Source organism: Anaerolineales bacterium, from assembly GCA_015075725.1.
In the GTDB taxonomy this organism is placed as follows: Bacteria; Chloroflexota; Anaerolineae; order Anaerolineales; family Villigracilaceae; genus Villigracilis.
Window position 1 is genome coordinate 2,748,138 of sequence record JABTTV010000001.1, and the last position, 24,217, is coordinate 2,772,354.

Consider the following 24,217-nt stretch of genomic DNA (forward strand, 5'->3'; position numbering starts at 1 on the left):
GACCCGCAAAAGATAATAAAGGGATATGACAAGAAGACCTCCGAAAATATGCTTTCGGAGGTCTTCCGTTAATCATCAATCTGCCCGGTCTTTATTCGCTTTGCACCTCCACCAGCACGGCGCGGATGATGCGGCGGAAGAAATATGTGTCACTGGAAGGCAGATAGAACTGGCAGGTGATCAGGGTGAGATAGGATTGGTCTTCGAGATGCTCGAAGGCAAAACTGGTGGTGTAGGGACGCGAGAGCCTCGAATTGCGCACTTCGAAGATGTACTTCTCATCGTACAGGTGGACGATGATCTGGTCGCCGTATTTGAGTTTTTTCAAGTTCGCGAACGGACCATCCAACCCGTCTGCATTGGTGACGTGGGCCGTGACGACCGAGTTGCCTTCCCAGGTCGGGAACGCGGTTCCATTGAGCCAGCCGACGTTATTGGCGAGCCAGGTCACATCCCAATCGTCTTCTGTGGAAAGCGGCACACCGACGATCGGGGTTCTCACGCCGATAGCTGGGATTTCGATCCATAAGTCGCCGAGGTCGGCATACGTCACGTCAGACGGCTGCTCAGGGAGGATTGTGACGCGGTTCGGAGCAAAACCGGTGGCGGGCAATGCGGCAAGATCGCGGGCTGAAATTCTCGAGTCGTCGCCTCCTCGTCCTCCACCTCCTCCGCCACTGGCAGGCGCAACGACTTGGAAGTTGCGGGCGAAGTCGGTTCCGGCTGCGCCATTCCCAGCCAGCGCAACCGTCGGATCGGCTGCTAAAACAATAGATGTGGTTCCACAGACGTAAAGGCGATAATATCCTGGTGTTGTCAGCGGGGCGCTAAGGTTGAGTGTGGCAATAAATGGTCCGGAACCGCCGCCATTGCTATACGTCACAGAGGTAACGTTCGGGATATTCACATCCGGCGCAACCGCATTTGGACAGCCGAGGGTGTTGAATGCACCCGTGGCTGAACGGACCAAAAGATAGTTGGCAGGGTTGGTGGCATCGTCTGCGAAGTTGACCAGGTCAGCGGGATCGTCATACACGTCCCAGTTGAATTCGACGAGAAGCTGCGTAACGTTGAGCGAGCTTGGGATGACCTCGTTCTCTGTGACGCTTGCATCCCCGGTATCGGGATTGGAATTCACATTCGGAATGAGCAGGACCGGGATATCATCGTCATTGAAGAAGGTACAGGTGACGTTTTCGCCCAGAGCAAGAGCCAGTCCATCGCTTCCGTCTGGGTCGGTTCCGCCGATGCAGGTGATGGCCGTATTGGTATAACCGGATGGGCCGCTTTCAGTGAGCGTAAAGAAACCCGCGCTTACACCTGCCCCGGTGATGGTTAAATCTCCCTCAACGCCACTTATGTTTGTCGGGCCTGCTGCGCTCAATGTCCAGTCTGTGTCAATTGCGGTGCCTATATTGTTGTTGGTCACGTCCTTGGCAAGTGTCAAGGTTGCGCCAATGTCGTCATTGAAGAAAGTACAGGTGACGTTCTCGCCGGGGTCAAGATCCAGCCCATCGGAACCGTCTGTGTCAAGCCCGCCGATGCAGGTGATCGCGGTATTGGTGTAGCCTGCAGGACCTGTCTCGAATAGTGAGTATGAGCCTGCATTCACTGTTACATTGGTGATGGAGGGGTCAGATTCCACTCCGCTGATGAGATTGGGGCTGGGGTTTACTGTACTAAGTGTCCAGTCGCCATCGACCGAACTTCCTCCATCGTTATTGGTTATGTCCTTGAGCAGGGTCAACGTCGGGGCAATGTCATCATTCGTGATGGTACAGGTTGCCGTTTCACCCAGGGCGAGCGTTATCGTGTCGCCATCAACTTGCGTTCCACCTGCGCACACCCAGGCGCTGGCGGAATATCCGGAAGGACCCGTCTCTGATAGATCATAGGTACCGGCATCGAATGTTGCGTCACTTACAACATCGGTATTACCCGCGGCACCAGCACCACTCAAGGTTGCTGGAATTGTGGCGGGATTTCCTGTCGCTGTCAGAATCCAATCAGATTCAACAGTCGCGCCGCCGTTATCGTTTGTCAAAATCTTGTCCAATGTGAGCGTGGGGGCGATATCATCATTAGTGATAATACATGTGACGCTATCTCCCGACGCCAAGGTGATTTGGTCATCGTCGGTTTGGCTCCCACCGACAAAGCCCGAACAACTCCAAATGCCGGTTGTGCCATAGCCGGCGGGTCCGCCGCTCTCACTGAGGGTGTAATCACCGGCGATAACCGTAACATTTGTAATTGCCGCATCGCCTTCCACGCCGCTGATAGCGGAGGGTCCGTTGGCGCTCAGTGTCCACGCATTATCCAAGGCGGTGCCGCCATTATCATTGACGACGGTCTTTTGGAGCGTCAAAGTCGCTGTCGGCGCTTCATAAGAGCCGATCTCACAATTGAGACCCACTGGTCGTGTAACACCATTTTGGGATTGGTTATTGGTGGTGGCCGCAGTCGCACAGACTGCGTTATTACCCGTATTTAGCGCAGGGCTGCTAATATTAAGGGTGAAATAGCTTGGAGTTCCAGCCAAACCTCCAAGAAGTGGATCACTATTGGTGAACCCACCACCACAATCTATTGCTGGGAAGGAAATATTATTTCCGCCATCAGTAATGGTGCCACCGCAGTTACCCGCCGCCCCATTTTCTGTCCCGCTATTCAGAATCGTATTAGCAATCGTAAGTGTGCCGCCATTTTGGAAGACATTTCCGCCATCAGCGGCACCTGTGCCTGTATCTGATACGCTATTCCCAGAAAAGGTGGCGTTATGAATAATCGCATTATCATTGGACCAAACGGCGCCGCCTTGGGCGTTTCCAGCGGCTGCACCCGTCTCACTCGTGGAATTTCCCGAGAAGGTCACATTTGCCAATACAAAATTTGCCCCAGAGTTGGCAATGGCACCACCGCGTGCATTATTATTGAATGTGTTGGTCACGGTGTTGCCGATAAACGTTGAAAGCCGGATAGTTGTGCCATCTGCGGTTGCGTTGTTTTGTATGGCTCCACCATCGTTGTTTGGTGAAATGCCCGTAACAGAATTGTTTTGGAAAAGGCTGTTCGTAATTGTTGCAGGATTGGCATTGTTAACGATCGCGCCACCGTCATCACTGGCTGTGTTGCCTGTGAATGTGCTGTTGCTCACATTGAGGCTGGCTAATGCACTGGCGACCACTAGCGCACCGCCATTTGTAAGCGCTGTATTATTTTGGAAGATTGAATTCGTTACTGAGAGGGGAGAATTGCCGTTAAAATAGATGGCACCACCACCGACACCTGCCGAATTGTTGGCAAAATTTACCCCGCTGGTATTTCCTATCGTAAGTGTGCCATTTGCACCAACAGCAATGCCGCCCCCATTGCCGGTGGCAGAATTGCCGGCAAACCCGCCGCCATTGATTTGCACAATTCCAGCGTCTATGTAAAGACCCGCGCCATCATCGATGCCTGCGTTGTTCTGGTTGTTGAAGTTGGTATTATCCACAGTCGCAGTTCCGGTAGCGCTGACAAGGTAAATGGCACCACCATCGCCCAATCCGGATGAATAATTGCCGTCGAAAGTGCTTCCGGAAATACTCAAAGTGTTTTGGGTATGCCAAATGGCACCGCCATTGGCGACCGCAGAATTGTTTGTAAAAGTGGAATTAGTGAGTGTGAAGTTACCGCCACTGCGGATCGCGCCGGCGTTCCCAATAACGGCTGTGTTATTCGTAAACGTGGAGTTCGAGACCGTGAACGTGCCGGCTGCGGTTGTGTAAAAGAGCGCGCCTCCAAAGGAACCGGAATTGCCGGTAAATATGCCGGTGACAATCAGAGTGCCAGCGTCATTGGAAATTGCCCCCCCATTACCAGATGAAGAATTATTGGCAAAAGTAACAGGGGAGATATTTCCGATGGTAAGCGAGCCGCCATCTTGAAAGATGGCACCGCCATCCCCGTTGGTTGTGCTGTTGCCCGTAAAGTTTCCGCCGTTGATTTCCAGCGTTCCAGCCAGGAGATGGATTGCCGCCCCGTTGTCGATGGCGACGTTGTTCTGATTGGTGAACACGCTGTCGGTAATCGTCATGGTGCCTGTGCCGTTGGCGATATAAACCGCTCCGCCGTCATTCTGGGTATAGTTGCCGTTGAAGGTGCTGTTGGAGACGCTGAATGTTCCCGCGGTATGGTAGATCCCGCCGCCATTGTTAGCGGCATTCGTAATGTTTCGGTTGGTGTTGAACGTGGAGGAACTCACTGTAAGCCCGACCCCGCCCGCATACAGGATCGCGCCGCCGTTCCCGTTGACCTGGCCGTTCGACAGGGTGATATTTTGGACGGTGAATGCGCCGCCGGTCACGTTGAAAATTCGAAATGCTCCACCTCCATCCACTACCACATCGCCACCGCCATCGATGATCAATCCATCGGCGTCTGCGATGGCTGGCAGTGCAGCGCCTGCAACAGTAATGGTGGTAACTGCCGCTGAAAATTGAATTATATCTACACCTGTTCCTGCAATGCAGTCCGGGATGGTCGCAGCATCATTATTAGCATTGATGATCGCTTCTCGTAGGGAACACTGTCCATCAACAGCAACTGCTCCACCTGCATTGGTGGTTACAGTTAGGGTGGCCGCCCGCGCGCGCGGGACCGGCATCATTGATAAGGCAATGATTACGATCAGACTAGCCGAAAATAACTTTTGGAAAAGCAATTTATTCATTTATATGTCCTCGCTACCATGTGTCGGATAAAAATTATTACTCGAGGCGAGTTAATAGGGCAATAATGATCCCGTGCCCACTTTGAGCACAACCGCCGCTTTGCGCAGGTTGCTCAATTGCACGTTATTGTCGTTGAAATTTTGGAACTGTTCGTATTCGCCGCGCCAGATCTTAATGGCGGTCGGCTCGCTGCATCCCAATTTGCGCATTTCCCCGATGAACTCGTCGTAGGACATATTGATCCTCGCCGCAAGTTCCTGTACGCGAGTGGAGTTATTTGACATCTAAGCATTCCTCGGACTACAGGGTATAAATGGATTTATAAATTAATTTCTATAATTGAATACAAAAATAAGTAACTGGACTACAGTTACCTTTCAAATGTGTAAAGTATGGGGTAATTTTAATGCAACTTGACAGTATGTCAATGTATTTTCCTTCACAAAATGGCTGTTAGAATTCCTCGAATGATTGGAGGCAACCTTCATGTCCTTGGAATTGCGTATAGGCAATATTTATAACGAAAAACGCTTTACTCTCGCGGTGGCGGAATCCTGCACTGGCGGCCTGATCGCGAATCGCATCACCGATGTAGCGGGTTCGTCTGCCTACTTTTTGGGAGGCGTGGTGGCTTATTCCTATGAAGCCAAAGCCGCCTTGCTCGGCGTATCATGGGATACATTGAACACACATGGGGCGGTTTCCAAAGAAACCGTCATCGAAATGGCGCTCGGCGCGCGGAAAATATTCAATGCCGATATTGCCGTCAGCGTGAGCGGGATCGCCGGACCCGGCGGCGGCACCGAAGAAAAACCCGTCGGCACCACCTGGATCGGCTTGGTGACGAAAGACGGCGAATGGGCGCGTCATTTCGTTTGGGATGGCGACCGTATCGAAAACAAACTGCTTTCAAGCGATGCCGCTTTGCAATTCCTACTTGATCTTCTTGAGGAAAAACTGCGATGAAGATCGCCGTCATTATTTCCGCCATTGCCGAATGGAAAGCGGTAAAGGAAATTTATCCCGCGCTCGCTATCGAATCGTCCCCTTATGGCGAAACCGCCAGGATGAACCTCCATGGTTTTGATATTGAGTTATTTCACAGCGGCTGGGGCAAGATCGCCTCGGCAGGCGCGATGCAATACGTGATCGACCATGACAAACCCGACCTCATTGTCAATCTCGGGACCTGTGGCGGCTTTGAAGGTTTGACATATCTGGGCGATATTGTTCTCGTCGAGCGTACCTTCATTTACGATATCGTCGAATTGATAGGCGACCTCAACATCGTGGACTATTACGCCTCAAGACTCGATTTGAGCTTTATCCCCGAACCATATCCATATCCTGTCCGGCGCGGGATTCTCGCCTCTGCCGACAGCGACCTGCCGCCTGCGAAGATCACCTATCTCAAATCGATGGGTGCCATCGCCGGGGATTGGGAATCGGGCGCGCTGGCATGGGTGGCAAAAAAGAACGACGCGCGATTGTTGATTCTACGAGGCGTCAGCGACCTGGTAAATGAAGAAGCGGGAGAGGCGTATGACAACCTGCCATTGTTCGAGGAGCGCACGAAGGGCATCATGCAGACCCTGTTCGATCAGCTTCCCGATTGGTTAAAGTGTATTAAGACCTGACAGATTTTCAAAACCTGTCAGGTCTTTGCTCATTTCGGATTCATCACCCGCCCAATAAATAGGATTTGCCCGCTTTCCACATCGCGGATGAAATAAATGAACGGTCGGTCGATGATAAGAATATTTTCCGGCTCCATCGCAGTTGCCAGGTCCATGATGACTGCTGTTGCCGCTGCGGCTTCAGTACCTTCTTCATCGACTGTCACAATAGCTTTGTGGATGATATTGCCGATGAACAGGGCTTGTTGATCGGTCATGCCGGAAAAATCCGCAAAATCTTTGTCGAATGCGAGAGGCATGCCCATGCCTGCCAGTGTGTCAGTTAATGAAAATGCGCTCTCGAATTCAAACTTTGGCATTCGCAAAGTGACATCTGCCTGGCTGAGATTTGTCAACACTTCATTGAACATTGCGCCGTTTAACTTAGATTCAATCTCTTCGAACCGGCCTTCATCAGGAACAAGCAGGGTCATTACGGCCGATTCGCCCACGTAGGGGAGTTCCGCCGCCGCAAAACCATCCCCGGCGAAATAGGGGATATATAGCTGATGCCCCATCATCGGCACGGTGACTTTGGAACCGTCGAGCAACTTGAAGTCGCCGTCCCGGGTATCGTTGGCGTCGAACGGAGAGAGCCAGTCCGCTTTGAAGTAAATCGCGTTGACAAGCACCATTTTGGTGGTTGGTTTTATGGAATCTCCAGGCAGAAGATCCCTGATCTTATCGTTCGTTTCATCGCTGACCCAATTGTTGATCTCTCTGCGCGAAGGCTCGGGCTGGGTGATGAAATCAAGCAGGTGAATGCCCGCGCCATAGTTGACGGAAAGGGTATCCAGAAAATCGGGTCGAAAGGTGAAAGTTTGCTCAGCCCAAACGGAGTTGGCGATGTTCAGTTGCATGGGCTCTTGTTCCTTATCCAGCACAATGGGGGTCTCTTCCAAAGCGAGGTCAAGGGCATTGAATGCGGAATGCAATTGCTCTTGCGAACCGAATCGCAGCACGTTTGCCATTTGTGCCTCGGTTTCGCCGCGCGCGCCCGCGTACGTCATTGCCAGGGCAAGGGAAATGCTGAACGGAGAGAGGATCAAGTTCCCGTTTTGAGTCCGAAGCGACTGGTACAGGTCCAGGGCGAAGGCATTGTTTCCATCCACCAAAGTTTGCAGATTCGCCTGGCTCACGTTGGGATTCTTTTCCCGCGCCCGCCCCGACTCGGCCATGCTCACTGGCGCTCCACCGCAGGCCGAAAGCAGGATCGTCATCAGAATGATCGGGATAACAAGCTTTGGATATGTTTTCATGTTGAACTCCTTTTATACCTGGACGAATGTTTCAGCGATTTTGTTTCCATTGTATCCAAATCCGCGATGGTCGTTGGAATGAAAATGACAAAACGGCAGATCTTATCCGCCGTTTTGTTTTCTGTGCAGAATAAGTTTTATATTCGCACTATTTTGCGGCTGCCAGCGCTTCACGGATTTGTTGAGTATGCGCGTTTAAGTGAAAACCCGGCTGGAGCATGCCGCTGCCGAAGCGGTAATAACTGCCTTTATTCGCCACGAAGTCTCCAGGGAGCATTTCCACGAACAGCAATATTTCATCCACACTGCGGCGCAGGGCGTCCATCATCAATTTGGTCGACGGGTTGGCTTTCACAGTTGCTGCCACCGACTCGGTGATGTTGCCGCCAAAACCGTCTGCCACGGATTCATACCCGTCAACGAGCGTGGAAAGATAATTGACATTGAAGCGTTCGCCCTGAATGAGATGCGCCACCACTTCAAGCGCGCTCCACTCGTTCGGCGCGGGGCGTTTCATCGCTTGCGCGTCGCTGAACCCTTCGAAGCATTTTTCGATCTCGGAAAGCGCAGGCTCGAACAAGGCGCGGGCTTGTTTCGCCAGTTCAGCAGGATCGAACGGCACATCCACCATCGGGCGTTTGCTCAATTCCATCGCGACGGAATTTTTCTCCGAACCGCGATAGTATTCCACTTCCACCACGTCCCCGCCTTTCTTACCGGCAATGGCGACTTGCAGACTCGTGAAATCATTGGTGATGGGTTTGCCCGCCATGCTTACAAGGACGTCGTCGCGCTTGATTCCCGCGCGCTGTGCGCCCATCCCTTCCACCGTTCCGGCGATGCGCAGGTCGATCCCGGTTTCCAGAACAGATTTCAAATTCCGCAGGCTGTCCTGCCAGTTTTCGCGGAAACTTTCCGGTTTGCCGTTCCACGGTTCGTCCTCCGGCACTTCATGGTCCATGCGGACGTTCACTCCTCCATCCTTTTCTGTAAATGTAACGGTAACTTCGGTAGGCGCGGGGTCGATGTTCGAATACCAGCGGAACTTCACGCATTTATTTTCTTCCAATTCCAGGTAATGCCCGCTGGAATAGAAATCACCAGCCCACCATAGATACATGCGTCCGCTTGGGTGCGGCGCGACTGTGGCAACATCGCACAGCCATTCGCGCAGGGAGGTCGCATTCGTAAAGGCGCGATAGGCAAATTTCAGCGGGGTTCGAACAAAGGTTTCAGCGGTTACTGTGCTCATTGTTTCTCCTCGGATCGTTTTTCTTTTTTATAAAGCGGCGGCACGCAATATGCAACCTACCATGGAGGGGAATTTCCCTCAAATAAAAAAAACGCCCGCAACAGCGAAGCGTTTCAAGTTGTCTATTGACCAGCCGGGGGCGGCGTTTGATTTTCCCCTTCGAGTATTTGCATATCCGCCATGTATTCGGCGTGTTCGTATGCGGTGATTGCGCCGCCCTCCCCAGCCACCGGGTCCACGGTTTCGTTGCCATCGAGGTCGATTCCGTTGCGGATCTGATCCGCGAGAGTGACCGCCAGGCGGACATCCGCCTCTGAGATTTGACCAGGCGCGGACTCGAGAATCCGCTTCGCAACGTCCCGGAGCTGGCTCGCCCAGCCCTCGACATTTTTTCCGCTGATAATGACATGCTCCGCGTGGATTTTGATGTTCGCTGTCGCATCGCCGGAGGAAGCGGATAGTTCGGAATGGGTGATCGTCCCTTCGATATAACCGCTCTGTCCGCCGTTCAGTAAAAGTCCGAATCCATCGCCGGGGTCATCCACTTTGCCGTTCTTATCCCAATCCTTATGATCCCCGCTCTGATTCCCGACGATGAGATTGATCATCACCTCGGCATTCATCCTCAAAGTCTTTTCGTCTCCCGCTTCGAGGGCGGCCGCCATTGCCTCTCCCGCATCATGGACGAGTTGACTTGTTTGCAGCAAGCCGGTGGTCAGCGGAGTTTGGTCCGGTGTGCCCCCAAAACTGCCGAGCAAGTGGCGGATGTGAGTCAATGCGCCGGGCGGGACTGCAGACGAATAAACGATATCATCGGATGGGTTCGGGCTTGGGTCTGGATTCGCCTCAAGGGTGATCTCCATTCGGTTATAAACATTTAATAGGTTGCGGCTTTGCGGGTCGAGATACGTCAGCGAATATTGACCCGCTTGATTCTTTTCGAGAGTCCCGAGGCTGGTTAGGACTTCATTGCTGTCATCGATCAGCCAGGCTTCATAGTAATGTCCGTCTTCGGGGTCTGGGAACGAGCCGCTTATCGTGACTTGGTCGAGCGCGTCTTGAAAACGTAGAACGGGAAAGTCGCCAGCGATGGGAATGACCGAAGCTCCCCCCGCTTCATCCACGCCCGCCGCATGGGTCTCTTGCGGGGTTGATCCCGCGATGCCCTGTTCAGGCGTTGTCCTCCCAGGCAACAACGTAAAAACAGAAATTCCCAGCAGGCTGGCGGCGAAAACGCCGAAACAAAGACAGGCAAAGATTCCCGCGCCGATCCATATGGGGTTGATTCGGGTTTGGGCAGGCTTGGTTCTTGACGCTGTTGGGGGCGGAGTCTTGAAGCGGAGCGAATGGATGGTTTCCGCTTCGGCGTGCATCCCGATCGCTTCGTAGAATTCCCCTAGCAGTTCCCGGGCGGACCGGTGTCGATTCTCGGGGAGTTTTTCCAATCCTTTGCTGACGACCGCTTGAATTTCCGGCGAGATATTTTCGATCGGCGGTGGCGGTTCCGAGATGAGTTTCAGGATCACGCCGAGGGATGAATCACCGTCGAAGGGCACGCGACCCGCGAGCATTTCATATAGTACGACAGTGAGCGAATAAATATCAGCCCGGTGATCGACGGATGAATTGCCCTGCGCCTGTTCCGGCGACATGTAAGCGGGGGTTCCGCTGACCAAGCCCGATGCGGTCTGGGTGAGCGAGCCTGAGATGCGCGCCAGACCGAAGTCGGTTATGACGCAACTTGTATCGGGAGGGAGGGGCTTATCGGACGAGTATTCGGCGCTGTTATTGCTCAGGATGATATTGCCGGGCTTTATGTCGCGGTGAATGATGCCTTGAGAATGGGCATAATCCAGTCCCTCAGCGAGCGGCTTGAGTAATTGCGCCACTTGTTTCAGGGTTAATTTCCCTCCGTTTTTATGCAGGGTGCGCAGGTACATCGCCAGGGAGGGCCCGTTGATGTACTCCATCACAATGTATGGATGGCCGTTGTGCGTGTCAAAGTCATAGACCTGGACAATGTTCGGATGCCTTAATGCCGCCACTGCTTTGGCTTCGCGCTGGAATCTATCGAGAAGTTCCGGCTCGGATTCGACATGACTGTGCATGAATTTGACCGCCACGTGACGGTCGAGGGTGAGGTGCGTGCCGAGGAATACTTCCGCCATGCCCCCGCGCGCAATGTAGTTCTCGATGCGGACTTTGCCGATGGTCTGTCCGATCCAGTCTGCCATGGGCAAATTATACAGCGGAATTCGGAGGGGGGATGTCTGAAAATGGAGTTGAAATGGAAGTCGCTAAGCTAATCTTAATTCCATCGAAATCTCGCCGGGTTTCTCGTTGTAGCAGGCGATCTCATAAAACCCAAGTCGATTGTAAAAAGCGATGGCTCGCGTCTGTTCCGGGCTGGTTTGCAGGATGATTCTTTCATAGCCTTTGGAGCGGGCGAAATCGAACAGCTGATTGATGATCTGATATCCAATTCCCCTGCCATGATAGGGCTCGAGCAGCCACATCCGCTTCAATTCGGCGGTCCTGGCAGCGAATTTGCGGACCGCGCCAGAGCCGATGACATTGTCGCCATCAAGCGCAACCAGAAAGTGACCGTCGTTCTGAAAATAATGCTCTTCGACATGCGCCATGTCCTCGAACTCTTTATCGGTTTCAAAGTGGCTGATCATGTCTTCAAAACCACGTTCCCAGCCATAGATGTTGTACGCAACCGTGAGAATGACCCGTCTCGCGGCGGGGATTTCTTCGGGAGTGATGGGGCGGATAGTGATCATTGTGGGAGTATAGCATCATGCGGGAGAACGCATCGCCTGGGAGGGTGGATCTTAGCCGACACTGGTTTGAGTTTCCCCGCGGGTGTTGCGAAAGGGCTCCGGGAGGATGCAAAAGAAGGATAGTGGCGTGACTCGCGGTTGGTGTAAAGCCGCCACGATACGCTTGTTTTATGAAGGAAACTGCCTATAATGATATTGACAGAGGTTTAATCCTGAACTTGTTATACACACTTTAGAGCCGCTTCGATGAGGTTGTCTGGGACCTGAAAGCGAGCAGAAATGACAGATCTTTCCGGTCAATATTGGAGCCGGTATCATCTATTGGAGCAACTTGGCGAAGGGGGGATGGCGACGGTTTACAAGGCGTTCGATACCCGGCTTGAGAGGGACGTGGCGATCAAGGTTATTCGCGGGGACGCCTTCCATCCCGAGTCTTTGGATGAGATTTTGAAGCGGTTCGAGCGGGAAGCGAAATCGCTGGCGCGCCTGGCACATGCGAATATCGTCAAGGTCTACGATTACGGGGAACACGAGGGCGCTCCATTTCTGGTGATGGAATATCTGCCGGGGGGTAACCTGAAGAAATTGCTGGGAAAACCCATCGCGTGGAAAGATGCTTTGCGTTACCTGCTGCCCATTGCCCGCGGATTGGCGTATGCGCATCAGCATGGGATCCTCCACCGGGATATTAAACCTGCCAATATCCTTATCACCGAGTCGGGCGAGCCGATGCTGACCGACTTCGGAATCGCTAAAATGTTCGAGGGGGAACAGCAACCGGCATTGACCTTGTCGGGAATGATCGTGGGAACTCCGGAATATATGGCACCAGAACAATGGACCGGTAAGGTCGGGCGGCAATCCGATATGTATTCCCTGGGGATCGTGCTTTATGAATTGGTGACCGGACGCAAACCATATGTGGCTGATACCCCCGGGGCAGTGCTGTTGAAACAGTCTTCAGAGCCGCTCCCACGACCAAGCCAGTTTGTTGGGAATCTACCTGATGCCGTTGAGAAGATGCTGCTCAAACTACTGTCAAAGGATCCAACAGATCGTTATGAGACCATGGATGCACTCGTGGATGCAATGGAGAATCTCCTGGGAACGACGGAAGATTCTACGAAAGCCGAAAGTTCGTCGTTGTCAATAGAAGAAAACACCCCCGGGATGACTTCAAAGGAATCTTACCTACCCCCTGAGGGGCAGATTCCTGTGAAAAGCGGATGGCGACCGAAGAGATTATTTGTGGCAGGGGGGATCGCGTTTGTTTGCTTATGCCTCTCTTTACTGGCAGTCTATTTCCTGTGTATTCTGTTCTCCACTCCGATTTCGAACACAGAAGAGGTTTCCACTTACCCCGCCCAATCCCCCAGCCCCGGCGCAATCGATGAAATCGTACCCGCTACCATCGACGTCGATCCATGTGAAGGCATGACCGACCCGGGCGCAAGACTGAAATTCGATTTTGATCAAGCTGTCACCTGCCTGATCGATATCGACCGTGTGCGGACATTCATGGCGAATAATATTCGATACGATCCGGAATATGACATTCGGGAACGGGGCGGGAACGAATATGTCCCTGCCCGCATGGTTTACGAACACGGCATAGATGACGCGGATGGATGCGCCATCCTCCAGTGCTACTTCCTTGAAGTCAACGGCCGGGATGCTTTTATGATCGGTCTCAGCGTCGAAAGCCCGGTTGGTAGTAATGTCTGCGGCATAAAGAACGAAGACGGAACGATCCTTGTCCTCGAAGGTGCGGGTCAGGCCGCCGGACCTTTCAAATCCTTTACCGATCTGGCAGGATACTACATCGAGCGGAAATGGATGTTGAGCGGCGGTTCGCTCAGGACGTTGAAAGCCTCGCAGGTCGCCCAGATCACGACCGACTTCACAACCCCGACTGTTTTGGAACTGCCCTGGGTTTTTCAAAAGTATTAAACCTGCGCGGCAAAGGAATACACTGATTTCTCGGCATCCTTCTGCCAGTTAAGGTCAAGGTTTTTCCATACTTCAAGCAAGGATAGTAAAATCGGATGCAATATTTGCGTCTGGTTTCTCTTCACTTACCTAATCGTCCCCGTTCCGCCTCGATCACATCCGTTTCCAACTTCTTGAACAGCGGACCGGGTTGATTCAATTTTGCGCCGGGTTTCAAGTCGCTGGGTTTCCATTGCAAGCCTTCAACCGGTTTGTATCTCAGCACCTTGTGTGTGCCGATGGCGTCGGTGACTTCTTCGGTGTATTGCTCACCAAAGAGCGGTGTCTCGTAGCCAAAGAATCCGTGCAGGCGCTCGGAGGTGAAGGGGATGAACGGCGCGAACATGATCTTCAATGAGTCAATCGCTTTCAACGCGGTGTAGATGGTCTTGGCGGCGCCGTCTTTGTCGGTCTTCACAGCAGACCACGGCGCATTGATGTCAAGATATTGATTGACAACAGTGGCGAGTTTCATCGTCTCGCCCAAAGCTGAGCGCAGACGCACAGCGTCGAGTTCGGCGCCCACAGTGTTGAATCCAGCCTCGATGGTGGCGAGCAGGTCAAGGTCTGCGGGGCGAAGCGAGGTTGTGTCCACATTTGGCACATGACCTTCCCAATGCTTATAACAAAATGACAGCACTCGGTTGGCAAGGTTGCCCCAGGTCGCCACGAGTTCGTTGTTGTTGCGCGCCACGAACTCGGCCCAATCCCAATCGCTGTCTTTGGCTTCGGGCATGTTCGCCGTCAGGTAATAGCGGATGGCGTCCGGGTCGTAGCGGGTGAGGGCGTCGCGTCCCCAAACCGCCCAGTTGCGTGAACCGCTGATCTTCTGCGACTCGAGATTCATGAATTGATTGGCTGGCACATCGAACGGCAGGATGAGCGGCGCGCCTTCTTCGCCAGCAAAAAATTCAAGGAACGCGCTTCCTGCGCCCATCAACTCGGCGGGCCATTGTGACGTGTGGAAGAAGATATTGTCTTTGCCGATGAAGTGGAATTGCTTCGCGGCGGGGTTGATCCACCAATCACGCCACGCCTCTTTCGCGCCCGATAACTGTGCCCACTCGATCGGAGCGGAGAGATAGCCGATAACGGCTTCAAACCAAACATACAAAACTTTGGTCTTCCATTGCGGCTCATCCACAGGGACGGGAATGCCCCAATCCAAGTCGCGTGTAATCGAACGAGGCTTGAGTCCCTCGCTTTCGATCTTGCGCAAGGATTCGCCCAAGACCGTATCGCGCATGTGGTCGGAGCGTGATTGCAGGAACTTCTTGACATCCGGCTCGAGTTTGGAGAGGTCGAGATAAAAATGTTCGGTATCGCGTAATTCAAGAGCGCCATCGCCCGTCTTCGCACGCGGATTTTTTAACTTCTCCGGTTCGAGCACATTGCCGCAGTTATCGCATTGATCCGAGCGCGCACCTTCGAAGCCGCAGATGTAACATGTCCCTTCGACGTAGCGGTCCGGCAGGAATTTTCCCGCGCTGGGGGAGTACCATTGTTTGCTGAACTCACGGTAGAGATAGCCGTTCTTCTGCAAGGCAAGGAACATCGCCTGCGACACTTTGAAGTGATTGTCGCTGTGGGTGGTGGTGTACAGGTCGTAGGTGATGCCGATCTGTTGGAACAGCTCGATAAAGCCCTCATGGAAGGTTTTGTACACTTCCTCGACGGGCTTGCCAAGTTTGTCCGCGCTCATGGTGACGGGTGTGCCGTGTGAGTCGGTGCCGGTGATCATCAATACCTTGTTGCCCTTGAGGCGATTGTAACGGGCGAAGATATCCCCGGGCAGGTGTGAGCCGGTTATGTTGCCCACGTGAATTTCGGCATTGGCATAGGGCCAGGCGACGGCTACTAAAATGGTTTCGGTCATGGTGGAACTCCGTTTTATTACCACAAAGGATCACAAAGTTACACGAAGGGTGAATTCTTAAACCTTTGTGACCCTTTGTGTTCTCTGTGTTTTGAACTTTCAAACAAAAAGGCTGTCCGCAAAATGGACAGCCCGTTCTTTCAAGTACAAAAAACTAACGTGCCTTCCACTTGGCGCAATAAAAAATTCCCATTCGCATGGCCATGGTCATTGGCACCATCGGGAAAGCGGAAGTGAATTTCATGAGCGGTATTTTACAGCAAATCCTTAAGTTTTGCGAAGGGCGAATCAGACTCCGCCGGGCGGTGACCGCAGTCCTTTTCGTTCAGGTTCTGTCCGCATTCGGAGCATAAGCCCAGGCACCCTGCTTTACAAATGGGATTGATTGGTATCTCCAACACGGCATAATCACGCAGAAGTTCTTCCACATCGAGATGCGCATCTTCCGGGAGGATCAGACCCGAGTCGGTGACCGAACGCTGGTCGAACGCATAAAGTTCGGTAAACTCCCAATCCATTTCCTGCACAAAATCGGTGAGACAGCGCGAACAGGTAAGGGTGGTTTCGGCGGCAAATTTCCCCTGGGCGATCAAGCCCTGCGGGGTTTTGCCGACATTGACGCCGCCCTCGAAATTTCGAAGTTCAAGGTCGCCGCCGAGCGTGACCTTCTCGAATTCGAAGGGGAAATCATGGTTATATCCGACCTCTTCATGGATGATGAAGCCGACATTGAATCGAAACGGTTTTCTTGGGTTAGCCATGGAAATTCACTCACCGCCAGGAGTGCGAAAGCCGCAGGAATGACAGACCTTTAACGCACTTGGCGGGTTTTGTGGTTTAGAAAATTATGCCTTGCGATCAATAATATATTTCGCCAGATTTTCGAGCGCGTCGCGTTCCGCTGAAGGCTCGAAGATTTCAAGTTTGGCAAGCGCACGGTCCACGTGCTGTTCGGCTTCGACCATGGCTTTCTTGGTACAGCTGCTCGAGCGGATCTTCTCCACGAGCCGGCTCATATTCTCGTTATTCGTCCAGCCGCCCTGCGGCAGGGAAAGGATGTCCATATCGTCGGGGTGGATCTCAGCGAAGTAAATGGCTGGGAGTGTGACCAGACCGTTCAACAGGTCAGAGCCGAGGGGCTTGCCCACAGAGGATTGGTCGCCGCTGTAATCGAGGATATCGTCCACGATCTGGAATGCCATCCCGATCTGATACCCGAAATCGCGCATGGATTCGACGACATCCTCGTTTGCCGGGCTGACCATCGCGGCCGCGCGCGAGGTCATTTCAAATAATGACGCGGTCTTGGCATGAATCCGTTTGTAATAGTTTTCGCGGCTGATGAGTCCGCGCGAAGTGAACATCTGCGTCAACTCGCCGTTTACGATGATCGCCAGCGTTTCGGAAAAAAGCTTCATCAACGGCAGGTAATTGGTCTCAGCGGCAAGTTTGGCGGCGCGCGCAAAAAGAAAGTCGCCGGTTAAGACTGTCGCAGGCGGCGACCAGCGCGCGTTGAGCGTGGGCGTGCCGCGACGCAGCAAAGAGCCATCGATCAGGTCGTCGTGGACCAGCGTGGCGGTATGTAGCAGTTCCACTGCAGCACCGAGGGTGACGAGTTTTTCCAGCGGCGCGTTTAGCATGTTACCGACGAGCAATCCCAGGGTCGGGCGGACGCGTTTTCCCCCCGCTGAAAGCAGATGTTCAAGGGCGGCGCGCAGGTCCGGGTGGGCTTCGTCTGCCTGGACTCGCATGCGCTCCTCGACAAGTTTGACTTCTTCTGTGACGGGTGAAAGGAAGGTTACCGGGTTCAAGTCAATCTCCCCATGCAAAGAGCCGCGCCGCGTTGGCAGTGGTGATCTCGGCGATCTCTGCAGGGCTTTTGGAATGGATTTCCGATATTTTATCAGCAATGTGATGAACGAACGCCGGTTCGTTCCGTTTGCCACGAAACGGCACGGGAGTGAGAAAGGGCGAATCGGTTTCGATCAGTAGCCGGTCCAGCGGAAGACTTTTAATCATTTCTCGGTAACTTGCATTTTTCGAATAAGTGACCGGACCTGTTGCACCGAGAAAGAAGCCGAGTTGTATGCCTTTTGCGGCGAGGGGTGAATCTCCATTGAACGAATGGAGCACGCCGGGATTCAACCCAAGCGCATGGTTCTGCGTTTCCCATTGCTTGATCCACGGCTCGATCAATTTGAAGAAGTCATCGAAGACGGGACCGCTGACCGAGTCCGACGCTTCTCGCAGATGGATGACCAGCGGTTTTTTCAGCGCTTCCGCCATCTGGACCTGGAGACTGAGTACACGCTTCTGGAGTTTTTGCTTCTCTGAATCCTTGATCCAGTAATAGTCCAACCCAACCTCGCCAATGGCGACGACCTTTTTGTGCCCGGCAAGTTTATACAGTCCATCGATGTCATTTTCAGAAAATGAGTCCGTGTCTGTTGGGTGGATTCCTACGGCAGCATAGACCTGCTCAAACCGTTCCGCAAGTTGGATGGCTTGCCTACACGTTTCAATCGTCGTGCCGGGGACGAGCATTTTCGTTACACCCGCATCGATGGCACGCCGGATGACCTCGTCGCGGTCTTCGTCAAATTTGTTCCAATATAAATGACAGTGAGTGTCGGTAAGGTTCACGCGCCATATTCCAAGTGTCGAGTGCCAAGCCAGCCAATGTCAAATAACCTGACACCTGACGCTTGCACGCTTGACGCTTTATTTTATTCCCGCCACTTTCAACCCGTCTTCCAGGATTGCCTTCACCTTATCACCGTGTCTCGTCTCGCAGTAGACGCGCAGGATCGGCTCCGTGCCGCTGAAACGGATGAGCATCCAGCCGCCATCCTCCAATTTGTATTGGAAGCCGTCAATTGTAATGAGGTCGGTCACTTTCAAGCCGCCCAGGGTCTTGGGGTTATTATCCATGATGATCTTCCTGCGCGCGCTGGCATCTCCCGTGAAAGGACTATCCACCCGGTCGTAGAAATATTCGCCGCCGACTTTTGCGAATAGATCTTTCAATAATTGGGTGGGTTTCTTACCAGTCTTGACCATAAAGTCGAGCATGAACAATCCCGCAAGGATTCCATCGCGTTCGGGAACGTTGCCACGGAAGGCGTATCCGCCGGATTCTTCACCGCCGATCAAGGCATTGGTCTCGGTCATCTTTGGAGCGACGTATTTGAACCCCACGCCCGTCTCATGAACGGGTACGCCGTAGATCTCGCCGAGTTTATTCAACATCCCCGTTGTCGAAAGTGTTTTGACGATGTCGCCGCGTTCCCCGCGCACTTCGAGCAGATAATAGGCAAGAAGCGCATAGGCGCGCAGTTGATTGATGAACTCGCCGTTCTCATCGCCAAGACCACAGCGGTCGGCGTCTCCGTCGGTGATGAGCAGGACATCCGCTTTGTTCTCGACGGTGGCTTTCAATCCCACGTCGATATTCGGGCGGATGGGCTCGGGGCGTTTCATCTCGGGGAAAAGCGGGTTGCGCTCATTATGAATCTCTATGACTTTCGTCTTGCCACCACCAAGCAGACGGGTAAACCAACCCGCGCCGTTGCCCCACATGGCATCCACGACGACGGTCAACCCTGCGTCTTTGATTGGCTGGAGATCGATCAACCTGTCGCGGTTGAGATGGTCAATGTAGGGTGTCGCCGCATCGAATTTGACGATCTCGCCTCCTATTTCTGCTTCTTTAAATCCTTTGCGCTTCACATCCTTGACATCATCAGGGATTCCGCCTTCGATCTGCTTCAAACCATCGGGGTCGATTGCGCCGCCTGTCTCGTTGCGGACTTTAAATCCGTTATCAGTGGGCGGATTGTGACTCGCTGTGATATTTACCGCCCCTGCGGCTTTTTTATCCACAACTGCGTAGGCGATCACCGGGGTTGGGGTCGCGCCATCAGTAAGATAAACATTGAATCCGTTTCCTGCCAGGACCTCCGCCACTGCGGCGGCAAAGTGTTCACTGCCAAAGCGCTTGTCGTGCCCGACCACGATCCATTGTCCTTGTTTACCCTGCGAGAGCATGTAGGATGCAAATCCCTGCGCGCAGCGGCGAACATTATCGAAAGTGTAATCTTCCGCGATCACACCCCGCCAGCCATCCGTGCCGAAAATCAGTTTTTGTGTCATGAACCTTCTCCTAAAAGAATGAGAACTTGCGGGATTATATCATTTGGAAAACGTGGGTTATTGACCGACCCCGAATCCGAGCAGCCAGTTACGGATATGGATGGAAAATTTTGTAACCCTTACCACATGTTCCATTGGCAAAGAAATCAGTAGACTCGCAATAATAGACCAGAAGCCGACGAGCGCAAAGAGTTGGGGGAAAGACCGCCATCCAGGTTTTGTCTTGTACATAGCAAAAACCCTAGCCAGGAGGAAAAAAGTAAACAAGGAGAGGAGCGGCATGAAATCCTCGATGTAGCGTGTGGCAGGGAAATAAAAGGTCAGTACGAGGGTCAGCATGACGAATAGCGATCCGCCGACTGAAAAGAGGAACCAGATCTCGGCTGGGGAAAGAACCGCTGCATCCCATTTTTGCACGGCGGCAAGTGCAAGGTGAGATAAGAGGATGACGCCGAATAATATCCAGGGAGATATAAAAAGGAGTCCCGCCAACCGTTCGTTCGAATTCACATTTTCGGTGGGTTTCATAAATGGAAACTTTTCTTGATACATGACCGGATACGTGAAATAGTTGTGCAAATTTCCCCTGATGTAGGACGTCGAAAATGGCGCGCTGAACTTGCGGTAATCAGTGTTGGCAAGTTGATAGCGGAGACCAAACTCGGTCAGAGAATCGAAGCGAGCAAAGTTGTACCAGCCCAGTAGGAGAAGCGCAATGCATAGCGGAAGGGCGAAAGAAACTGGTTTTATGATAAGCTGGCTGATGGTAATCAACCTGTAATCCTTCACGAGATAGACCAGGGTTGTAACAGCGCCTAGAAATATTGCTGGCCAGACGGTCAATCGTGTTCCCATGGCAAACGCCCAATGAATGCCTCCCAGCAGCAGTTTCCATCGGGAATGTCCCGGCTGATGTAAAGCCGCATATATCCAATAAAACCCGCCGATCAAAAAAAATTGTCCGCCAAAGATCGCCGCTTCATAGATCCCGGAAGTCTTCACCATCCACGGCGCGGGCATCGATAAGCCGAAGATCAGGGCAAAAACAGGAATGAACCATACAGAAAGGTCGTGACGATAACCTTCCCAGAGTTTGAGAATGAAGAGGATCAGGTAAAGAAGAACCCCGCAGGCAAAAAGATAACCGATGTATTTATCCTTGATTTGCGAGATCTGATCATCGTTGAAAACCATCAGGAAGAGACTCGGTGCAGGTCCCCAATATAGATAATACTTACCCTCGTACAGGGATATGTCAATTGGAATCTCGTTTACCACGCCGGTTTCGTACCTGAGCGCGTAATCGTACGGGTCGCTCAAGCTTAGGAGGGATTGCGGCGGTTCTTCGATAAGATGGACCTGTCCATGCCTGAATGCTGTCGCCATTCGACCGTAATAATCGAATTTGAATTCCGGGTTCTCGAAAGCAGGAAGAGCGTACCAGAAATAAACTACCGCGATGAAAATAATTGCGATTGCAGCGTAAAGTCTGGCTCGATTTGTATCCTCAAGCGATGCAAAAGTTTCCTTTAATTTAGATAGCCTGTCACTGAATTTGACCAAAATCCAATTGACCGCCATCAGTGCTGCCCCTGCAATTGCCATCAGAATACGACTCTTTCCCCAACCTGCATCGTTATCCAAACCCAATTGGACAGCGAAAACCGCCAAGACGAAAAGGATTCCGCCGAGGATTCCCAACATCGGAATTTTTTCAAGTCGATTCATGGTGAAGTCGAAGAAATGAAATGACCAGCCATCATAAATCCCTGACGACCAGGCAATAACAACTTATGGCGTGCCAGTACCAGGCGGTGGAAACGGTGTCGGTGTGAAAGTCTCAGGTGCAGCGGAGGGCGTTTCTGATCCGGCCGGCGCAGGGGTTGGCGTCCCGGTAAACGTCGCGGTTGCGGCTGGCGCCTTGCCTGAGATCAAGATTTGCCATGCGATCTCGAGATCACCCGAAGCCACAACAGGGAAATCAGTCAGATTCCCAAGGGCAAGGTCGAGCCGCGCAATTGCTTGTGCAAAGACTTCGTCTTTGGTGCGGGTTTCCAATTCGACCAGCAGGTCGCGCGCTGTCTGCACATCGGTTTTTGCAAGACCAAAATTGCTTTGGGCAAGATAAAGCCTTGCGCGGGCAAGCGTATCCAATGCGCGAGTGAACATTGCTTCGTGTTTCAATTCGAGCAGGAGAGCGTCGTCGTTCGTTTTCATTTCCTCTTCGAGTGATACCTGCATTTGCTCCAATTTTTCAATCGAAGCCGAATGCGCTTCAATCGAGTCCTCGAGCAGGGTCACGCGCCCGTTCATTTCATCCAGTTGCGCTTGCAAGCCTGCAATCTCCGCCTCCATGCTTTGGATTTGTGCAGTGTTCTCCTCCACCGGCGCAATGAACGTCTTTTGAATATAAGGCAGCCCAAAATAGAACATCGCGCCGACCGCTGCGAAAAGCATCGCCAGCAGGATCAAACGGATCAGCGCTTTCATGAAGAAAAGGAATGCCCGCCCTAGACGCTTGAGGAAGGAATCCTGTTCTTTCGCTGAATCCTCCCCAGTCGGAGTCTTTTCCACAGGTGCGGGCATCGCCTCTTTCTCCACGGGGACCATGGCGCTGTTTTCCGATCCATTGCCCTGCGCCTCGGCAAAAAGTTCCAACTTCCTGAGCAGAGTTTTGCCCATGCCTTTGACGCTGAGGCAATCTTCGGCAGAATCAAAGGGGCGTGCGGCGATAAGATTCCCCGCCAGTTGACGGTTCACGCCGGATACCTGGGTCAGTGTGTTGAGATCGGCAGTATTGAGGAAGTGAAGGAAGTCGGACATGGATTCTCCGTTACGGTGATTGTACAACAAAAGGCGGACTGTGTTTATTTGAAGAGACCGCCGAAAGTCCATGACAGGCGCTGGACGAGTTCGGGGTTGTGGATTCTGAACAATTCCAGGTTTCCGGAGTAGGATATGAGCAGGCTGAGCGCGATGGTGTAAATAAGGAGTAAAAAGGTGAGTGTTGCGTAGGTTTTACGGGATTTGAAAACATCAAATCCATGCCAGAACCCGATCACAGCAAGCAGGGTTAGTGTTGGAACTGCGTCGAGCATGTAGCGCATGGCGACGAAGAAAAAGGCTTGCAATGTGAAGAACACGCCGAGGAATGTCGATGAAATGGCGGCAAGCATCCAGCGCAGGTCTTTCCGCGGTTGGGTAAAAGCCAGCAGGGCAAGCAGCGCAAATGGACTGCCGATGAGGATTCCCGTAATATTTTCAGTGAAAGTCAGGTACATTTTGGGGTGATAATTCGTCAGCCGCTCGGGACCCGACCAGCGGGTGGGGAATATGTGCGGGAAGGTGTCGCGCCTCTCGAGCGGGTTGAGGATGGTCTTATAGAGGTTTGGAGGAACATATTCCATGGCGAAGGTCTCGCCGATATTTTCGTACAGGTTGTAACTCGTGAGTTGGTAGCGGTAACCGAATTCGGCGAACGAATCGAATCGCGCATAGTTGTACCAGCCATACATCACACTTCCGGCCGCGAGCGGTGCGGCGAACGAAATCAGGATTGGGATCAGACGGTGACGTTGGGTTTGAATCGCCCAAATGAGGATAATGATCGAGAGTAGTCCAATGGCAGGTAGTATTGTCGTGCGAGACCCGATCGAGAGGGTGAAAAAGGTCCCGGCGAGCGCGAGGCGGGAATTTGTCGGCTTATCGAGCGCGGGCAGGAGGAAAAAGAATCCGCCTACGAGAAAGAATTGCGCGGCGATTATGGCGGCTTCGTAGATGCGACCCTCAACCATCACATAGGGCATTGGGTTGATCAATCCCGCGAACGCAACAGCGGCGAGAACCGCCCAATGTGAGATATGATTGAAATACCTCCGCCAAAGGTCGAGGATGACGAGGTTGAGAAAGAGAAGGGTTCCAGTAAGAAATGCAAGCGAGAGAGGTTTATCGCCGAGATCTTCTTTGTAAATGAGTTTGATGGGGGTTATGACCAGTGCGGGCGCGGGACCCCAATAAAGAAAGTACTTTCCGTTATAGAGCGTTGCGTCCCATAAAACCGGGATTCCTTCACGGTTTCCCGGCTCGTATAAACTTTCGTCCTTGAACGCCAAAAGCGCCGGGTTGGGTTGAACATCCAGTTCGAGTTGACCTTTTGCGAATGCATTTGCCTGAAGGTCGATGTAATTCGTCTCGTTGGGAAGAGACTTCCATAACCCAACCGACCCGAACCAGAGGTAGACGAGGAAAATGAATCCGTTGAGGAAGATCAGCGCAAGATGGAAGCGACCGTTCGGCGAAGCGACAATCCTGCCGATGAGATTGTTTTTCCGATAAAAAAGCGAAATGGCCAGCAGGAGGATTCCAAGCAATAAGAACGCGATCCGTCTCACTCCCCAGGTTGGGAAACCATCCAGCCCCAATTGATTTGCAAACAACATCAAAAGCACAACGGCAGTTCCAATAATTCCGCCCGCGATTTTCAGCCAGTGGTTCCGCATGAGGCAATTTTAT

The 24,217-nt window shown here is 52.6% G+C and carries 17 protein-coding genes; 3 read left to right on the forward strand and 14 right to left on the reverse strand.

Going from position 1 to position 24,217, the window contains the following annotated elements:
• Positions 1-91: 91 nt before the first annotated feature.
• The gene (locus tag HS100_13250) at positions 92-4,714 is read right to left on the reverse strand and encodes a sortase (protein MBE7434877.1); all 4,623 of its coding nucleotides are present in this window, start codon (positions 4,712-4,714) and stop codon (positions 92-94) included.
• Positions 4,715-4,765: 51 nt separating this feature from the next.
• Positions 4,766-4,999: a hypothetical protein gene (locus HS100_13255; protein ID MBE7434878.1), complete on the reverse strand. Its 234-nt coding sequence runs from the start codon at positions 4,997-4,999 to the stop codon at positions 4,766-4,768.
• A 202-nt stretch (positions 5,000-5,201) separates the two neighbouring features.
• Between HS100_13255 and HS100_13260 the strand changes: the two genes are divergently transcribed.
• Both HS100_13260 and HS100_13265 read left to right on the forward strand, forming a co-directional pair.
• A complete protein-coding gene (locus HS100_13260) occupies positions 5,202-5,681 on the forward strand; it encodes a CinA family protein (GenBank protein ID MBE7434879.1) in 480 nt (159 codons plus the stop codon).
• Positions 5,678-6,352, forward strand: a complete 675-nt coding sequence (locus HS100_13265) for a hypothetical protein (GenBank protein ID MBE7434880.1) — start codon at positions 5,678-5,680, stop codon at positions 6,350-6,352. The genes HS100_13260 and HS100_13265 overlap by 4 nt, the downstream gene beginning before the upstream one ends.
• A 29-nt stretch (positions 6,353-6,381) precedes the next feature.
• Here HS100_13265 and HS100_13270 read toward each other — a convergent pair whose 3' ends face one another.
• The 4 genes from HS100_13270 to HS100_13285 all read right to left on the reverse strand — a co-directional run bounded on the left by HS100_13270 (position 6,382) and on the right by HS100_13285 (position 11,688).
• Positions 6,382-7,650 carry a serpin family protein gene (locus tag HS100_13270; GenBank protein ID MBE7434881.1) on the reverse strand — a complete coding sequence of 423 codons (1,269 nt, stop codon included), beginning with the start codon at positions 7,648-7,650 and terminating at the stop codon, positions 6,382-6,384.
• Positions 7,651-7,798: 148 nt separating this feature from the next.
• Complete coding sequence (locus tag HS100_13275) at positions 7,799-8,902, reverse strand: SRPBCC domain-containing protein (GenBank protein ID MBE7434882.1); 1,104 nt, start codon at positions 8,900-8,902, stop codon at positions 7,799-7,801.
• A gap of 122 nt (positions 8,903-9,024) precedes the next feature.
• Positions 9,025-11,136 carry a protein kinase gene (locus HS100_13280; GenBank protein ID MBE7434883.1) on the reverse strand — a complete coding sequence of 704 codons (2,112 nt, stop codon included), beginning with the start codon at positions 11,134-11,136 and terminating at the stop codon, positions 9,025-9,027.
• 63 nt (positions 11,137-11,199) lie between these two features.
• Positions 11,200-11,688 (reverse strand): GNAT family N-acetyltransferase, encoded by a 489-nt coding sequence (locus HS100_13285; GenBank protein MBE7434884.1) that lies wholly within the window; start codon positions 11,686-11,688, stop codon positions 11,200-11,202.
• Between the two features lie 279 nt (positions 11,689-11,967).
• Here HS100_13285 and HS100_13290 point away from each other — a divergent pair, with 279 nt between their 5' ends.
• Complete coding sequence (locus tag HS100_13290; protein MBE7434885.1) at positions 11,968-13,638, forward strand: serine/threonine protein kinase; 1,671 nt, start codon at positions 11,968-11,970, stop codon at positions 13,636-13,638.
• 121 nt (positions 13,639-13,759) lie between these two features.
• On the opposite strand, the gene metG is transcribed toward HS100_13290, so the two are convergent.
• From metG to HS100_13330, 8 genes are all read right to left on the reverse strand, one after another.
• The gene (gene metG / locus HS100_13295) at positions 13,760-15,553 is read right to left on the reverse strand and encodes a methionine--tRNA ligase (GenBank protein ID MBE7434886.1); all 1,794 of its coding nucleotides are present in this window, start codon (positions 15,551-15,553) and stop codon (positions 13,760-13,762) included.
• Between the two features lie 254 nt (positions 15,554-15,807).
• The gene (locus HS100_13300; GenBank protein MBE7434887.1) at positions 15,808-16,314 is read right to left on the reverse strand and encodes a DUF177 domain-containing protein; all 507 of its coding nucleotides are present in this window, start codon (positions 16,312-16,314) and stop codon (positions 15,808-15,810) included.
• A gap of 84 nt (positions 16,315-16,398) precedes the next feature.
• Complete coding sequence (locus HS100_13305) at positions 16,399-17,364, reverse strand: polyprenyl synthetase family protein (protein MBE7434888.1); 966 nt, start codon at positions 17,362-17,364, stop codon at positions 16,399-16,401.
• 1 nt (position 17,365) lies between these two features.
• Complete coding sequence (locus tag HS100_13310) at positions 17,366-18,196, reverse strand: TatD family hydrolase (GenBank protein ID MBE7434889.1); 831 nt, start codon at positions 18,194-18,196, stop codon at positions 17,366-17,368.
• Between the two features lie 78 nt (positions 18,197-18,274).
• Positions 18,275-19,705 carry a phosphoglucomutase/phosphomannomutase family protein gene (locus tag HS100_13315; protein ID MBE7434890.1) on the reverse strand — a complete coding sequence of 477 codons (1,431 nt, stop codon included), beginning with the start codon at positions 19,703-19,705 and terminating at the stop codon, positions 18,275-18,277.
• Positions 19,706-19,762: 57 nt separating this feature from the next.
• Complete coding sequence (locus HS100_13320; GenBank protein MBE7434891.1) at positions 19,763-21,433, reverse strand: hypothetical protein; 1,671 nt, start codon at positions 21,431-21,433, stop codon at positions 19,763-19,765.
• A gap of 63 nt (positions 21,434-21,496) precedes the next feature.
• Positions 21,497-22,528: a helix-hairpin-helix domain-containing protein gene (locus tag HS100_13325; protein ID MBE7434892.1), complete on the reverse strand. Its 1,032-nt coding sequence runs from the start codon at positions 22,526-22,528 to the stop codon at positions 21,497-21,499.
• A gap of 44 nt (positions 22,529-22,572) precedes the next feature.
• A complete protein-coding gene (locus HS100_13330) occupies positions 22,573-24,204 on the reverse strand; it encodes a hypothetical protein (GenBank protein MBE7434893.1) in 1,632 nt (543 codons plus the stop codon).
• Positions 24,205-24,217: the final 13 nt, after the last annotated feature.

Coding starts and splice junctions, on each gene's coding strand:
- HS100_13260 (MBE7434879.1), top strand. CDS start 5,202: ATGTCCTTGGAATTGCGTATAGGCAATATTTATAACGAAAAACGCTTT.
- HS100_13275 (MBE7434882.1), bottom strand. CDS start 8,902: ATGAGCACAGTAACCGCTGAAACCTTTGTTCGAACCCCGCTGAAATTT.
- HS100_13280 (MBE7434883.1), bottom strand. CDS start 11,136: ATGGCAGACTGGATCGGACAGACCATCGGCAAAGTCCGCATCGAGAAC.
- HS100_13315 (MBE7434890.1), bottom strand. CDS start 19,705: ATGACACAAAAACTGATTTTCGGCACGGATGGCTGGCGGGGTGTGATC.
- HS100_13325 (MBE7434892.1), bottom strand. CDS start 22,528: ATGTCCGACTTCCTTCACTTCCTCAATACTGCCGATCTCAACACACTG.
- HS100_13320 (MBE7434891.1), bottom strand. CDS start 21,433: ATGAATCGACTTGAAAAAATTCCGATGTTGGGAATCCTCGGCGGAATC.
- metG (MBE7434886.1), bottom strand. CDS start 15,553: ATGACCGAAACCATTTTAGTAGCCGTCGCCTGGCCCTATGCCAATGCC.
- HS100_13290 (MBE7434885.1), top strand. CDS start 11,968: ATGACAGATCTTTCCGGTCAATATTGGAGCCGGTATCATCTATTGGAG.
- HS100_13255 (MBE7434878.1), bottom strand. CDS start 4,999: ATGTCAAATAACTCCACTCGCGTACAGGAACTTGCGGCGAGGATCAAT.
- HS100_13270 (MBE7434881.1), bottom strand. CDS start 7,650: ATGAAAACATATCCAAAGCTTGTTATCCCGATCATTCTGATGACGATC.
- HS100_13250 (MBE7434877.1), bottom strand. CDS start 4,714: ATGAATAAATTGCTTTTCCAAAAGTTATTTTCGGCTAGTCTGATCGTA.
- HS100_13330 (MBE7434893.1), bottom strand. CDS start 24,204: ATGCGGAACCACTGGCTGAAAATCGCGGGCGGAATTATTGGAACTGCC.
- HS100_13285 (MBE7434884.1), bottom strand. CDS start 11,688: ATGATCACTATCCGCCCCATCACTCCCGAAGAAATCCCCGCCGCGAGA.
- HS100_13300 (MBE7434887.1), bottom strand. CDS start 16,314: ATGGCTAACCCAAGAAAACCGTTTCGATTCAATGTCGGCTTCATCATC.
- HS100_13265 (MBE7434880.1), top strand. CDS start 5,678: ATGAAGATCGCCGTCATTATTTCCGCCATTGCCGAATGGAAAGCGGTA.